Raw genomic sequence first — 13,878 nt, forward strand, 5'->3', positions numbered from 1 at the left:
GACAGATCGCGGTCCCGATGCGCATTCAACATCCGCGGCATCAACCCCCACCGGTCGAAGGCGGTGCGATTGACCCGCTGGGTGCGCTCGTCGCCCGCCCCACCGGCCACATACGACCAGATGGAAGCCGGCATAGCCGCCTGAGCCTTGGCCTCCAGGCCCGCGTAATCCATCGGCATGCTCGGCAACACACCCGACAGCCCCTGCAGGTAGATCTCAAGTTGATAGTCGCCATAGGCCATGGCAGCTACCTCCCCGTCCGAGTACGCAGACCGGAATCACTTGGCCGGGTTGCCCCGACACATCGGCATCGCTGTGCGCCACAAGGCAGTGCAGTGTTTATGGCAGTGCGCCCAACATCAATACTCACGATTCCACGATAGAAGTATCCTCCACCGTCTCAGCTAGGGCCGGACGTCACTTGTTTCCAACACTTCTCAGCGATCTGATCATCAAACATCTTCCAGGCCAAGATATGAGTGCACTAGCTTTTCGGTTCACTGCAACCGACACGAGCCAGCCACGGGGGAGAGGCAATCGAATGTGAGGCCGCAGGGTTGGGAATGCTCAGGGATGCCTACGGCTGACCACTGCGGTTCGAGGAGGCTCTCGACGGCACGATCATTACCGGGCACGGTGCATGATGAATGAGGGTGTGACTGGTCGAGCCCAGGACGGAACCCACAAATTCATTGCGCCCCCGACTACCAACCACGATCAGCTGCGCTTCGTGCGCCCAACGCATCAATGCCCACGCCGGCCGACCGGTGGTTACCGCGCAATGCGCGACCACGTCGGGATGGCGTTCGCTCCACCGCGCGATGCGCTCAACCAGCGATTGTTTCTGATGCGCTTGATAATCCAGCCACCATTGTGGTTCGGATGCCGGATCCGTGAGGCTGCCGGGCAGTTCACCACAGCTGAAGACGGCCGTGAGATCAACGCCGCGCAGCGCCGCTTCCTCGAATGCCCACTCGGTAGCGATGTCAGCGGCCTCGGAGCTATCGACACCTACTACGACCATCTGCTGCTGTTGTTCTGGGGAATCGTTGTGTACCCCACGGACAACGACCACTGGGCCGTAACCATGCGCGCTCACGGATACCGCTACCGACCCGGCATGAACTCCGCCCGGTGATTCGGCGCGGCTCGATCCCACCACCGTCAGCAGTGCCTCTCGCGACATTGCAATCAGGGTCGGCAGGGGTCGGCCCGTGATGCACGATGTCTCAACCGCCATCTCCGTGCACACCGCCGCTACCCTCTGCTGGGCTTCAGCCAGCAAGCCAACAGCCTTGGACTCCAGGTACTTCAGTATTCGCAGCTGCGACCAAGGACCTAACTCGATCTCTGCCTCACCGGGATCGACGATGTGGACCAGCCGCACCGAGACATTCCGCCGTTCTGCCTCGCGTGCCGCCCAAGCAGCTGCGTCAAGGGCTGACACCGATCCGTCAATGCCGACAAGTATCTTGGCGGTACCGTCAAACGTGTTTCCCATCCCGGGCAATAGAACTCCTTGATATCGTTTCGGCTGCGTGACATCGCGATGAAACCAACTCGGCTCATCGCTCCTTGCGTTCGGATTTCTCCGGCAACCTGACGCCGCGTTCGGCAGCGGTCATCTCCACCCAGATCCCTTGCTGTTCAGTCAATCTGAACGATCACGCGACCAAGCGTGTTTCAGTGGGCAGCTCGGGCAGACGGCTGTGACGTTGGCACGTCGTCGTCGCGCGGCGGGGTGTTCCCCAACATCGGCCGCATGTTGGTTGGACTCCTTTCCCCGGTCAGCCCGTCATACCCAGATTGGTGCACCCAGGCGGACCAAGTGAAGAGTCCTTGGTCCTCAACATCGACGCGCCGCCCGTCTCGGTGAGAGAGCGCCTTGCATCACGCTGTTCGAAGGCGGCCACCGCACCGGGTTTATACCGACGGCCGAACGCGATTGTCCATACCAATAGGGTCTTTTGGCCCTACCCGCCGATAGGGATACCGCCGGTACCGTTTGTGTACACGAAGCGGGTTTATGTAAACCCCGAATGGGAGGTCTGCGACATGGCTCGGACCAAGATGCTCACGCGGTGGCGCAAGAACATGGACGTCAGCGACGACAGTCGGTATGTCGAGATGCTGTCGACCTTGTCGGAGGGGTCAGTGCGACGCAGCTTTAATCCGTACAAGGACATCGAGTGGGATACACCAGCGTTCGCTGTCAAAGCAGACGACCCGCGTTGGATCCTGCCGGACTCTGACCCGATCGGTGCTCACGCGTGGTACCAGGAGCAGCCGGTGGAGCGGCAGATCGAGATCGGCATGTGGCGCCAGGCCAACGTCGCCAAGGTCGGCGAGCAGTTCGAGAACATCCTGATCCGCGGCCTGATGGAGTACTCGTTCTGGGTGCCCAACGGTTCGCCGGAATACCGGTACTGCCTGCACGAATCGATTGAGGAGTGCAACCACAATCTGATGTTCCAGGAGATGGTCAACCGCATCGGCATGGACGTGCCGGGCATGCCGCGGATGCTCAAGTGGGTGCAGCCGCTCATCCCGCTCACCGCGGGCCCGCTGCCGATCCCGTTCTTCTTCGGCATTCTCGCGGGCGAGGAGCCCATCGACCACACGCAGAAGAACGTGCTGCGCGAGGGCAAGGCACTGCACCCGATCATGGAACGGGTCATGGCGATTCACGTGGCCGAGGAAGCCCGGCACATGTCCTTCGCGCACCAGTACCTGCACAAGCGGGTGCCGAACCTGCGCTTTCACCAGCGGCTGCTGCTGTCGCTGTTCGTGCCGTTGACCATGCGCATCCTGTGCTCGGCGATCATCGTGCCGCCGCGCGCGTTCTGGAAGGAATTCGACATCCCGCGCTCGGTGCGCAAGGAGCTGTTCTTCCGTTCGCCCGAGTCGCGCAAGATACTGCGCGACATGTTCGGCGATGTCCGCATGCTGTGCCACGACACCGGCCTGATGAACCCGATCGCCAAGCTGGTGTGGCGGATCTGCAAGATCGATGGCCCGCCGAGCCGCTACCGCAGTGAACCGCAACGCCAGCACCTACTTTCCGCCGTCTAGCCACCGCCCACCCAGTGGATACCGATTGGGCTCCTGACGATTCCGGCGGCGTCGACAAACCCGGTGGGCTCGCAGCACAGACAATCCCGTACAGCGAAAGGCTTGGTTGGCTATGACTGATTTTGAACACGTCGACGTGCTGATCATCGGCGCCGGCATCTCCGGCATCGGTGCCGCCTACTACCTGCAGCGCGAACACCCGGGCCGCAGCTACGCAATCCTGGAAGCCCGCAGCGCGATCGGTGGTACCTGGGACCTGTTCCGCTACCCGGGGATTCGGTCGGACTCAGACCTGCATACCTTCGGCTACGAGTTCAAGCCGTGGCGCGACGAGCATGCCATCGCCACGGCCGACAAGATCTTGGACTACCTGCACGAGACCGTCTCGGAGAACGGCATCGACCGCCACATCCGGTTCCACCACAAGGTGCTCGGCGCGGCCTGGGATTCGGCCCGGGCTTCCTGGACTGTGGACATCGAGCGGACCGACAGTGACGGGTCAGATCCAGAACTCGTGCAGATTTCGGCGAGCTGGCTGTTCTGCGGTGGCGGGTACTACCGCTACGACCAGGGCTACACCCCGCACTTCGAAGGCCAGGGCCGGTTCACCGGACAGATCGTGCACCCCCAGCACTGGCCCGAGGACCTCGACTACACCGGCAAGGAGGTTGTCGTGATCGGCAGCGGTGCCACGGCGGTCACGCTGGTCCCGTCGATGGCGGGCACGGCTGCCCACGTGACCATGCTGCAGCGATCACCGACGTATGTGATGCCGGTGCCGGCCAAGGACAAGTTTGCCAACACCGCCAGGCGGTTGCTGGGCGATCGCCTGGGCTATGCAGCGGCCCGGCGCAAGAACATCCTCAAGCAACGCGGGGTGTACACGTTCTGCCAGAAGTATCCGAAAGCCGCCCGAGCCGTGATCCGGTGGATCAACGCCGCCAAGCTGCCCGCCGGGTATCCGGTGGACGAGCACTTCAGCCCCCACTACAACCCGTGGGATCAGCGGCTGTGCGCGGTGCCCGACGGTGACCTGTTCAAGGCCATCAGCAACGGCAGCGCCTCGGTGGTCACCGACCGCGTCGCGACGTTCACCGAGAACGGAATCCTGCTGGAGTCCGGACGCGAGCTCGACGCCGACATCATCATCACCGCAACGGGATTGAACATCAAATTGCTCGGCGGGATGACGCTGAGCGTCGATGAAGTGCCTGTGGACCTGACTCAGACGGTGGCCTACAAGGGCATGATGCTGTCCGGCGTGCCGAATTTCATCCTCGCGTTCGGCTACACCAACTCGTCGTGGACGCTCAAGATCGACCTGTTGTGCGAGCATTTCTGCCGGCTGCTGAGTCACATGGACACCCACGCGTACGACATGGTGTGGCCGGTCGCCGATCCGGAGATGGAAACTCTGCCACTGCTGGACTTCTCGGCCGGCTACGTGCAGCGGGCCCTGGCGGATATGCCTCGCCGGGGCGTCGACGGGCCGTGGGTGATGTCGATGAACTACAACCACGACGTGGCGATGCTGCGCCACGGCCCCGTGGTCGACCCGAATCTCGCGTTCGAGAGGGTTGCGACGAAGACCCGTTCGGAGACGGCAGGTTTACCGCGCCGTTCGGTGGACTGAACCAACTTCGGTTGTTCGTCAGCTGCAGTCGCGCCGAGGAACAAGCCTCAAATGGCTTGGTGAAAGGACATTCGGACCTGATGCGGGTTTCGCAGTCAGCTGTGCCCCGACGTGATCTCCAGTCGCTCGGGCACAGACTCATGGTGGGTGCCGTCGCCACCGCGCTGTTGACTGCTTGCGGCAGCGCAGAGGAGAACAGGCAGGCGACCTCGGCAGCCGCCCAACGAGCCACAGGAACACTGTCCGGGATCCAGATCAAGTCCTGATCAGGACCCAAACACTGGAACCCCTGAGACAACTGCTGACAAATGCCCTCAGTGGCAGGGGACTTCAGTCCCTAGCGGCAGCGGGCGTGCGGTGGTCGAATCGTTCTATCTGATCGGCACCCGCGAAAGGAGCATTTGTGATCCGGCTTTCCATACTTCGCCACCCTCGATCAGGGTTCGCAGAACTGGCAGACCTATTGGGGGTACCCCGTCCGGGGGACGTTTATGGTCGACCTTGGTAGATGGGAAGTACCAGCCCGATGAAAACCTGCCGACTGCCGATACCTGAATCGGCCTCCCCGGATTGGCGTTCACAGGGCAACTGCCGCGACGTCGACCCGATGGTGTTCTACGGTCCAGATCGCGAAAGGGCCGCGGCGCGACGACGACGTGTGGCCAGGGCCAAAGCAATCTGCCAATCTTGTCCCGTACAACGCGCTTGCCTCAAACAATCACTGAGATTCCCTGAACGGCACGGGGTCTGGGGAGGGCTGACAGCCGATGAACGCGGCGACATACTGACGGGATTGTCTCCCACAGGCAGTGAGGGAGGCAGTGCTGCGACATAGAGGAACTGGGGGAGTTCAAATAGCGCCGCCGATTTCCCGACTCCTGAAGTTCGCTACTCCCGTCACCGACTCCGGGATCCAACGCCGAAGTCGTGACCCCACAGGCTGACCGCGGTCGATTCCCTCACAATCCAATCGCCATCGTCGACCTGCAATCCTTCACAACCGAATTCGAGGTCGAAGCCGCCCGGCGCCCTCATGTAGAAGGACATCATCTTGTCGTTGACGTGCCGGCCGAGCGTCGCCGACAGCGGAACCGCACGCCGAGACGCACGATCCAGGCATAGGCCGACATCGTCGCTGTTCTCCACCTCGACCATCAGGTGCACGATCCCGCTAGCAGTCTCGCCGGGGAGAAAGGCCAGGCTGTGGTGGCGTGGGTTTACCCCGAGGAAGCGCAACCAGGCCGGGGGGCCGCCGGCTGGCCCGCCGACCAGTTGTGGGGGCAGCCGCATCGAGTCCCGCAGCGTGAAGCCGAGTACGTCGCGATAGAAATGGAGCGATTCGGCGTCATCGCGGGCGGTCAACACCACATGCCCCAGGCCCTGCTCGGCCGTCACGAACTTGTGCCCGTAGGGGCTCACCACCCGGCGATGCTCAAGCGCCATGCCGTGGAATACCTCCAGCGCATTGCCCGACGGGTCATCCAAGCGAATCATCTCGTCGACGCGCCGATCGGTGAGCTCGGCCGCGGTGGCCTGACGGTACGGAATGCCCGCCCGGTCGAGGGCGGCCCGAACGTCGCGCAACGCCTCGGCGTTCGCAGTCTCCCAGCCGGACGACAGCAGGCGGTCACTCTCACCTGGGACGATCACCAATCGAGCAGGGAACTCGTCCATCCGCAGATACAGCGCCCCAGCGACGGGCCCTTTCCCCTCAACCATCCCAAGCACCTTCAACCCGTACTCGCGCCAGGCCGCCATGTCAGTGGCCTCGATGCGCAGGTACCCCAACGACCGGATGCTCTTCGCCGTGATCTCTTGAGTGGCGGTCATGTATCAGACCATCGTGTCGGCCGGGGGCAGGCCGAACTCGTTGTTGCCGAAGATCAGGTAGGCACGCTCGGGATCGTTGGCGGCGTGCACCCGACCGGCGTGCGCGTCACGCCAGAAGCGCTGCACCGGAGCGTCATTGGACAGCGCGGTGGCACCCGAGGCCTCGAAGAGGCGGTCGATCGAGGCGATCGCACGGCCGGTGGCACGCACCTGATCGCGACGGGCGCGGGCCCGCAGCTCGAACGGGATTTCCTCACCGGCGACCAGCAGTGCGTACTCGTCGGCGACATTGCCCGAGAGCTGACGCCACGCGGCGTCGATGTCGCTGGCCGCCTCGGCGATCCGGATCTTGGCGAACGGATCGTCCTTGGCCTTCTCACCGGCGAAGGCCGCGCGGACACGCTTGCCCTGGTGCTCGACGTGCGCGTCGTAGGCGCCGTAGGCCATACCGACGATGGGGGCCGAGATGGTGGTGGGGTGGATTGTGCCCCAAGGCATCTTGTACACCGGAGCGGTGTTGGTCTCATAACCGCCGGCGGTGCCGTCGTTCATCGCCTTGTAGGACAGGAAGCGGTGCTTGGGCACGAACACGTCCTTGACCACAACGGTGTTGCTGCCGGTGCCGCGCAGGCCGACGACGTTCCAGACGTCGTCGATCTGGTAATCGGTGCGCGGGATCAGGAAGCTGCCGAAATCGACCGGCCGGCCGTCCTTGATGACCGGGCCACCGACGAAGGCCCAAGTGGCGTGCGCACTTCCTGACGACCATTGCCAGGAGCCCGACACCAGATAGCCCCCGTCGACGGCATGCGCCGCACCCATCGGGGCGTAGGACGAGGACACCCGCGCGGACGGGTCGTCGCCCCACACGTCTTCCTGAGCCTGCTGATCGAACAGTGCCAGGTGCCAGTTGTGCACCGCCAGCACGCCCGCCACCCAGCCGGTCGAGCCGCAGGCACTGGCCAGCCGGCGCACCGCTTCGCAGTACACAGTGGGGTCACACTGCAGACCACCCCACTGTTCGGGCTGCAGCAGCGTGAAGAACCCGATGTTTTCAAGCGCTGACAACGATTCATCAGGGATCGCGCGTAGGTCCTCGGTCTTCTGCGCGCGCTCACGCAACAGCGGCAACAACTCGTCGACACCGTCCAGAACTGATTGAGTGTCGCGAAGCTCCTGGGTAATGCTCTGTTTGACAGAAGTCACTGAACTACCTTCCCAACGCCGGGCTGATTGAGACCAAGGCCTGTTGTGACCGTGATCGGGGTTTCTCGCTGTCGGAGGTTCTCCGCGACTTCATTGCGCCAGTACTCGTTGGCGGCAGTGGTATCCACTTCGTACTCGAAGCGATCGGTCATGTCCGCGGTGACATCGGCGGCGTCGACGTAGAACTGTTCGTACCACCGTCGCAGCTGATAGACCGGACCGTCTTCCTCCACCAGAAGTGGATTGTCGATACGGGTCTTGTTCTTCCAGATCTCCACGTCCTGCAGAAACCCGCTACTGACCCCTTCGGTGAACGCCCGCAACAACATGTCGGTGGCCCCGTCGCTCAGACCTTGCGGTCGACGCACCATGATTCCCCATTGCAACACAAAGGAATCCGGTGTCACCGGGTAGTGGCAGTTCACCAGGATCGCTTCGACTTCGTATCCGCTGTAGCTGTTGTGCAGCCGGTTGATCATGAACGACGGGCCGAAGTAGGACGCCTCGGAATCGAGCACCTGTTCGCCCGCATAGTGCGAACCACCCACGTTGACGTCGGGCCTGCCGATCGTCCGAAGGTACTGGGACGCTACCTGGCCTTCGAACACATTCTTGAAGTAGGTCGGAAAGCCGAAATGGATGTAGTAAAAGTGCGCCATATCAACGATGTTGTCGACGATCTCTCGACAGTTCGAGCCGATGAGCTCTGTCCGCCAAGACCATTCCGTCCAGCCCTCGTCACGAAACTCCGGAATGTCGGGAATGTCCAGATGTGGCGACGGCGCACCCCCTTCGGGGTCATGCCAGACGAACAGGAGACCTGCACGGATACTCGATATCCACACACGTGTACGAGCAAGTCGGGGAGCACGCTTTGCATATGGGACCTGTGTGCAGCGGCCATTACCGGCCCACCTCCAGTCGTGGAACGGACACGCAACCGCGTCTTCCTTGATCTCGCCTTGCGACAGATCACCACCGAGGTGCCGGCAGTACGCATCAAGCACGTGTACCGCGCCCTCGCTGTCGGCGAAGACGACCAGTTTCGTCCCGAAGGCGGTGATCGAATGCGGCTGGCCGTCCAGGAACCCTGACAGCATTCCCAGACAGTGCCAGCCCCGGGCAAACCGCGTCGGCGCAGTCCCGACATCGATCTCACGCACCGCAGCACCAGTCGAATCGTTGGTCAAATCCGTCACCTCCAGCCAGATACCGGCAAACAAGAACACGTTCCTTAAATCACTGGATTGAAACACTAAGCGCAGGCAGTGGGCATGCAATAGGGACGAAGGTCCCTAGTTTATGAAGGTGGGGAGTAGCGCCGTCTCGCGCAAGTATGGCCAGACTGTTCCATTGGGATGCAGCGGGTTTCGGTAGCACTAAAGCGAACTGCGTTGGCATGCACAGCGATTCATGTCGCGGCGGCAGGCTAGGGACCAAAGGCCCTTTTCTGGATCACGTGCCCAGGGCAATAGTGATGGTGCACTACTACATCGCCCAGCCCGATAATGTGGGGAGCCCTCGCTCATGGTCAATCTGAATCCTGCGGAAGGCTTCGATCCCCTCGACGCTGAGCGCAACGTACTGAGCCTGCCCGTTGCCGAACTCGCGGAGCTACGTCGTACCGACCCGGTGCACTGGGTCGACGTTCCCGGCGGAACCGGTGGGTTCGGCGACAAGGGCTACTGGCTGGTGACCCGGCACGTCGATGTGAAAGAGGTTTCGAAACGCAATGACGTCTTCGGCACCTCGCCGGATGGCGCGATCCCGGTTTGGCCACACTCGATGACCCGCGAGGCAATCGACTTGCAGCGCAATGTGCTGCTCAACATGGACGATCCACAGCACACCCGGCTGCGCAACATCATTTCCCGCGCCTTCACCCCGCGTGCGCTTTCTCGGCTCGAGGACGAGCTGAACTTCCGTGCGCAGCAGATCGCCAAATCCGGCGCGGCGTCGAATACCGGCGACTTCGTCGAGCAGGTCGCCTGCGAGCTGCCGCTGCAGGCTATCGCCGAACTACTCGGTGTGCCGCAAGGCGACCGAGACAAGCTGTTCCGCTGGTCCAACGAGATGACCGCCGGTGACGACCCCGAGTACGCCGACGTCGACCCGGTCACCTCGTCCTTCGAGCTGATCACCTATGCCATGAAGATGGCTGAGGAGCGCGGCAAGAATCCGACCGACGACATTGTGACCAAGCTGATCCAGGCCGATATCGACGGCGAAAAGCTCACCGACGACGAATTCGGCTTCTTCGTCATCATGCTTTCGGTGGCGGGCAGCGAGACCACTCGCAACTCGATCACCCACGGCATGATCGAGTTCGCCCACAACCCCGATCAGTGGGAGCTGTTCAAGCGCGACCGGCCCAAGACCGCTGCCGACGAGATCATCCGGTGGGCCACCCCGGTGTCGGCTTTCCAGCGCACCACCCTCGCGGATGTCGAGCTTCACGGAGTGCAGATTGCGAAGGGGCAGCGGGTCGTGATGTCCTATCGCTCAGCCAATTTCGACGAAGAGGTCTTCGACCACCCGCATAGGTTCGACATCCTTCGTGATCCCAATCCGCATCTGGGGTTCGGTGGCACCGGGGCGCACTGCTGTATCGGCGCGAACCTGGCTCGGATGACGATCAACCTGATGTTCAACGCGATCGCCGATCACATGCCCGATCTCAAACCGATCGGAGAGCCCGAACGGCTGAGGTCCGGCTGGCTCAATGGCATCAAACACTGGCAGGTCGATTACGGCGGCCACTGATCGCCTGCACAGGCGAAACTCGTTCGGGCGCTGACCTATTTCGCTTCTATTTCGTTCTGATTCCATCGAAAGGCTGTTTGTGCAGGTCACCAGTGTCGGGCATGCCGGCTTCCTGATCGAGACCAAGGCTGGCAGCATTTTGTGCGACCCGTGGGTCAACCCCGCGTACTTCGCCTCCTGGTTCCCGTTCCCCGACAACACGCAGTTGGACTGGGACGCTCTGGGCGATGTCGACTACCTCTACGTCTCACACCTGCACAAGGACCACTTCGACCCGGAAAACCTGCGCCGCCACGTCAACAAGGACGCCGTGGTGCTGCTGCCCGACTTCCCGGTGCCCGACCTGCAACGCGAACTGACCGCCCTGGGCTTTCACCGGTTCTTCGAAACCACCGACTCGGTCAAACACACCGTGCGCGGCCCCAAGGGCGACCTCGACGTGATGATCATCGCGCTGCGCGCACCCGCAGACGGCCCGATCGGCGACTCAGGGCTCGTGGTTGACGACGGCCAGACCGTCGTGTTCAACATGAACGACGGCCGCCCCGTCGACCTCGACATGGTGCACAGCGACTTCGGGCAGGTCGATGTGCACATGCTGCAGTACTCCGGGGCCATCTGGTACCCGATGGTCTATGACATGCCCGACCGGGCCAAAGAAGCGTTCGGCATCCAGAAACGCCAACGTCAGATGGATCGGTGCCGCCAGTACATCGCGCAGGTCGGGGCGAGCTGGGTGATCCCCTCGGCCGGCCCGCCGTGCTTTTTGGATCCCGAACTGCGCGATCTCAACGACGACCACGGCGACCCGGCCAACATCTTCCCCGACCAGGTGGTGTTCCTGGATCAGATGCGCCGCCACGGCCATGACGGCGGGCTGCTGATGATTCCCGGCAGCACCGCCGAATTCACCGGCTCCCAACTCGATTCACTGACCCACCCGGTCGAGGACCCCGAGACGATCTTCACCACCGGCAAAGCCGCCTACATCGAGGACTTCGCCCAACGCATGGCCCCGGTACTGGCCGCAGAGAAAGCCTCGTGGGCACCGGCAGCCGGTGCGCCCCTGCTGCCCGGACTGCGGGCGCTGTTCGAGCCGATCATGAGCCAGACCGACCAGATCTGCGACGGCATCGGCTACCCGGTGGAACTGCGGCTGTCCGGCCCCGAGCACAGCGAGACCGTGGTCCTGGACTTCCCGAAACGCCTTGTCCGCGAACCCATCGCCGACGAGAAATTCCGCTACGGCTTCGCGATCCCACCCGAACTGGTGCGCACCGTGCTCCGCGATGACGAACCGGACTGGGTCAACACCATCTTCCTGTCCACCCGGTTCAAAGCCTGGCGCGTGGGCGGCTACAACGAATACCTGTACACATTCTTCAAATGCCTCACCGATGAGCGCATCGCCTACGCCGACGGCTGGTTCGCCGAAGCCCACGACGACACCTCATCGATCACCCTCGATGGCTTCCAGATCCAGCGCCGCTGCCCGCACCTGAAAGCCGACCTGTCGAAATTCGGTGTGGTGGAAGGCAACACCCTCACCTGCAACCTGCACGGCTGGCAGTGGAACCTGGACAACGGCAAATGCCTGACCACCAAAGGCCACGAGTTGCGGTGCAGCCCCCGTACACCGTCGGCTGACTGACTACCTTTCGGAGCGTGCCTCCTCGGTCCCGAGGCCACACGTCTAGCGTGTCGCGCAAGCGGTCATCAGTGACTCGGCCGCGCGCGTAGCCGTCCCCACGCATGCCGGAACCCCGATTCCGTCCAAATATCCGCCTGCCACCGCCAGCGTTGGCGGCAGCCCACCCCGCAACTCCGCGATCAACTCGGTGTGGCCCGACTGGTACTGCGGCATCGCTTCGATCCAGCGATGCACGTGAGAGTCGACGGGCTCCACGGCAATGCCGAAGATGGTGGCCAGATCCTGTTGTGCCCAGGACAGCAGGTCGTCGTCGCTGGCGTTGTGGACCAGGTTGTCGCCCAGTCGGCCGAACGACACCCGCACCAGCTCGACGTCGCCGCGCTGGCCCCATTTCCGCGACGACAGGGTGATCGCCTTGGAGCGCAGCTGTTCTCCGGTGGCCATCAATACCCCCGACTGCTGGGGCAGTGGTGTGCCGACTGGAAGAGCCAGCCCTACCACCGCCACCGAGGCGACGGGTATGCGGCGCGCGGCGGCCGCGCTGTGCGGCGCGAGGTGCTCAATCAGGGGCGGCAGCCGGGGCGCCGGAACAGCCAGGGCGACTGCATCGGCCGGCCAGCGGCCACCCTCGTCATCGAGCACCTCCCAGCCGCTTGCGACGCGATCCACTCGCTGGATACCCGCCTGGACCCAACGGGCGCCCGCCTGGCGGCGCAGTTCTTCGACGAGCACAGAGTAGCCGCCCTGTACCGCACCGAATGCCGAGCCGAAAACCGGTGGTGGCAGCGCCCTGCGCGCCGCCTCGGTCAAGCTTGTCGCGCCGCGATCAAGGGCGGCTGCCACGGCCGGGGCGGCCGCGCGCAGGCCGATGTTCGCCGCCGATCCCGCATATACACCGGCCAACAGTGGATCCACCGACCTGGTAACCACCTGCTGTCCGAACCGTTCGCCGACCAGTTCCGCGATGGTCGGATCAGAGCCGACGTGCCAGGTCATCGGGCGGATACGTTCGTCGAGCACTTGGGCGATCGATGCGTTGTCCACCAGGTCGACCATCGACGATGCCAGCGTCGGGATCCCTTGCACTGTGCCCTGTGGCATGGGGTGCAACTCGCCACAGCTGTAGAGCGATGGCTGCGTACCGGTGGTCTGGATCTGGCGGCCGGCCAGTCCCATCTCGGTCAGTAGAGCCGGCATTTCGGGCCGGCGGGTGATGAAGGCCTCGGCGCCGATATCTAATGGTTGCCCGCCGAGGCGCTCGGTGCGCAGTACTCCGCCGAGCCGATCAGCGCCGTCGAATAACGTGATCGACGCGTCCGGACCGGCGGACCTCCGGAGCCGGTAGGCCGTCACCAGACCCGAAATACCACCGCCGACAACACAATACGAAAGACCCATAGTGGGGACTACCAGTTCCGGTCGTCATCGGTGGTCGTGACTGCGGTGGCATGAACCGACTCCAGGTCATTGGACAATGGCACTTTCTCGGGGAGCCAGAAGTTGGCTGTCAACCGATTCCATACTTCGATGTCCCGGTGGTCGGTAACTGCGTACCAGTTGATCGCTTCCAAAGGTTCCTGGAGCGGCTCGTCCGCGCCCGGCGTCGTCATGGTTCGTTGTTGTGGCCGACGTGGGCCTCGGCGCGCATCCGCTCGACCATGTGCGGGTAGTGCAGCTCGAACGCCGGGCGCTCCGAACGGATCCGGGGCAGTTCGGTGAAGTT

11 protein-coding genes and 2 pseudogenes are annotated in these 13,878 nt (G+C 63.1%); 5 read left to right on the top strand and 8 right to left on the bottom strand.

Going from position 1 to position 13,878, the window contains the following annotated elements; genetic code table 11:
• Positions 1-242: alpha-hydroxy-acid oxidizing protein (locus AB0I14_RS31875; RefSeq protein WP_358029883.1), on the bottom strand; the 242-nt coding region annotated here is incomplete at its 3' end.
• Between the two features lie 335 nt (positions 243-577).
• Positions 578-1,501: a universal stress protein gene (locus AB0I14_RS31880; protein WP_358030933.1), complete on the bottom strand. Its 924-nt coding sequence runs from the start codon at positions 1,499-1,501 to the stop codon at positions 578-580.
• 554 nt (positions 1,502-2,055) lie between these two features.
• On the opposite strand from AB0I14_RS31880, the gene AB0I14_RS31885 reads away from it, so the two are divergent.
• The 3 genes from AB0I14_RS31885 (at position 2,056) to AB0I14_RS31895 (ending at position 5,540) form a co-directional block, all read left to right on the top strand.
• Positions 2,056-3,072 (top strand): diiron oxygenase, encoded by a 1,017-nt coding sequence (locus tag AB0I14_RS31885; RefSeq protein ID WP_358030936.1) that lies wholly within the window; start codon positions 2,056-2,058, stop codon positions 3,070-3,072.
• A gap of 106 nt (positions 3,073-3,178) precedes the next feature.
• Positions 3,179-4,705, top strand: coding sequence for an NAD(P)/FAD-dependent oxidoreductase (locus AB0I14_RS31890; RefSeq protein WP_358030939.1), 1,527 nt, complete (start codon positions 3,179-3,181; stop codon positions 4,703-4,705).
• A gap of 526 nt (positions 4,706-5,231) precedes the next feature.
• A complete protein-coding gene (locus tag AB0I14_RS31895; RefSeq protein ID WP_358030957.1) occupies positions 5,232-5,540 on the top strand; it encodes a WhiB family transcriptional regulator in 309 nt (102 codons plus the stop codon).
• Positions 5,541-5,602: 62 nt separating this feature from the next.
• Here AB0I14_RS31895 and hsaC read toward each other — a convergent pair whose 3' ends face one another.
• Genes hsaC through AB0I14_RS31910 form a run of 3 tightly spaced genes read right to left on the bottom strand, consistent with a single transcriptional unit; the run spans position 5,603 to position 8,931 of the window.
• Positions 5,603-6,535: an iron-dependent extradiol dioxygenase HsaC gene (hsaC, locus tag AB0I14_RS31900; protein WP_358030942.1), complete on the bottom strand. Its 933-nt coding sequence runs from the start codon at positions 6,533-6,535 to the stop codon at positions 5,603-5,605.
• A 3-nt stretch (positions 6,536-6,538) separates the two neighbouring features.
• Entirely contained in the window at positions 6,539-7,741 is a 1,203-nt protein-coding gene (gene hsaA / locus AB0I14_RS31905; protein ID WP_358030945.1) for a 3-hydroxy-9,10-secoandrosta-1,3,5(10)-triene-9,17-dione monooxygenase oxygenase subunit, read from the bottom strand.
• On the bottom strand, positions 7,738-8,931 hold the full coding sequence (locus AB0I14_RS31910; protein ID WP_358030959.1) for a Rieske 2Fe-2S domain-containing protein: 1,194 nt from the start codon (positions 8,929-8,931) through the stop codon (positions 7,738-7,740). Before AB0I14_RS31910 ends, hsaA begins: the two co-directional genes overlap by 4 nt.
• A 337-nt stretch (positions 8,932-9,268) precedes the next feature.
• Between AB0I14_RS31910 and AB0I14_RS31915 the strand changes: the two genes are divergently transcribed.
• Entirely contained in the window at positions 9,269-10,504 is a 1,236-nt protein-coding gene (locus tag AB0I14_RS31915) for a cytochrome P450 (protein ID WP_358030948.1), read from the top strand.
• A gap of 79 nt (positions 10,505-10,583) precedes the next feature.
• A complete protein-coding gene (locus AB0I14_RS31920) occupies positions 10,584-12,155 on the top strand; it encodes a Rieske 2Fe-2S domain-containing protein (protein WP_358030951.1) in 1,572 nt (523 codons plus the stop codon).
• A gap of 42 nt (positions 12,156-12,197) precedes the next feature.
• Here AB0I14_RS31920 and AB0I14_RS31925 read toward each other — a convergent pair whose 3' ends face one another.
• The 3 genes and pseudogenes from AB0I14_RS31925 to AB0I14_RS31935 form a co-directional block, all read right to left on the bottom strand.
• Positions 12,198-13,553: a protoporphyrinogen oxidase gene (locus AB0I14_RS31925; RefSeq protein ID WP_358030954.1), complete on the bottom strand. Its 1,356-nt coding sequence runs from the start codon at positions 13,551-13,553 to the stop codon at positions 12,198-12,200.
• 56 nt (positions 13,554-13,609) lie between these two features.
• Positions 13,610-13,765: pseudogene (locus AB0I14_RS31930) on the bottom strand (ribonucleotide-diphosphate reductase subunit beta); the annotation flags it as partial.
• A pseudogene (locus AB0I14_RS31935) lies at positions 13,762-13,878 on the bottom strand (hypothetical protein); the annotation flags it as partial. The pseudogenes AB0I14_RS31930 and AB0I14_RS31935, both read right to left, overlap by 4 nt.

The organism is Mycobacterium sp. NPDC050441 (assembly GCF_040655355.1).
In the GTDB taxonomy this organism is placed as follows: domain Bacteria; phylum Actinomycetota; class Actinomycetes; order Mycobacteriales; family Mycobacteriaceae; genus Mycobacterium.

Excerpts from the sequence above, each read along its gene's own strand:
- hsaC (WP_358030942.1), bottom strand. The coding sequence starts at position 6,535 with ATGACCGCCACTCAAGAGATCACGGCGAAGAGCATCCGGTCGTTGGGG.
- AB0I14_RS31895 (WP_358030957.1), top strand. The coding sequence starts at position 5,232 with ATGAAAACCTGCCGACTGCCGATACCTGAATCGGCCTCCCCGGATTGG.
- AB0I14_RS31925 (WP_358030954.1), bottom strand. The coding sequence starts at position 13,553 with ATGGGTCTTTCGTATTGTGTTGTCGGCGGTGGTATTTCGGGTCTGGTG.
- AB0I14_RS31880 (WP_358030933.1), bottom strand. The coding sequence starts at position 1,501 with ATGGGAAACACGTTTGACGGTACCGCCAAGATACTTGTCGGCATTGAC.
- AB0I14_RS31885 (WP_358030936.1), top strand. The coding sequence starts at position 2,056 with ATGGCTCGGACCAAGATGCTCACGCGGTGGCGCAAGAACATGGACGTC.
- AB0I14_RS31915 (WP_358030948.1), top strand. The coding sequence starts at position 9,269 with ATGGTCAATCTGAATCCTGCGGAAGGCTTCGATCCCCTCGACGCTGAG.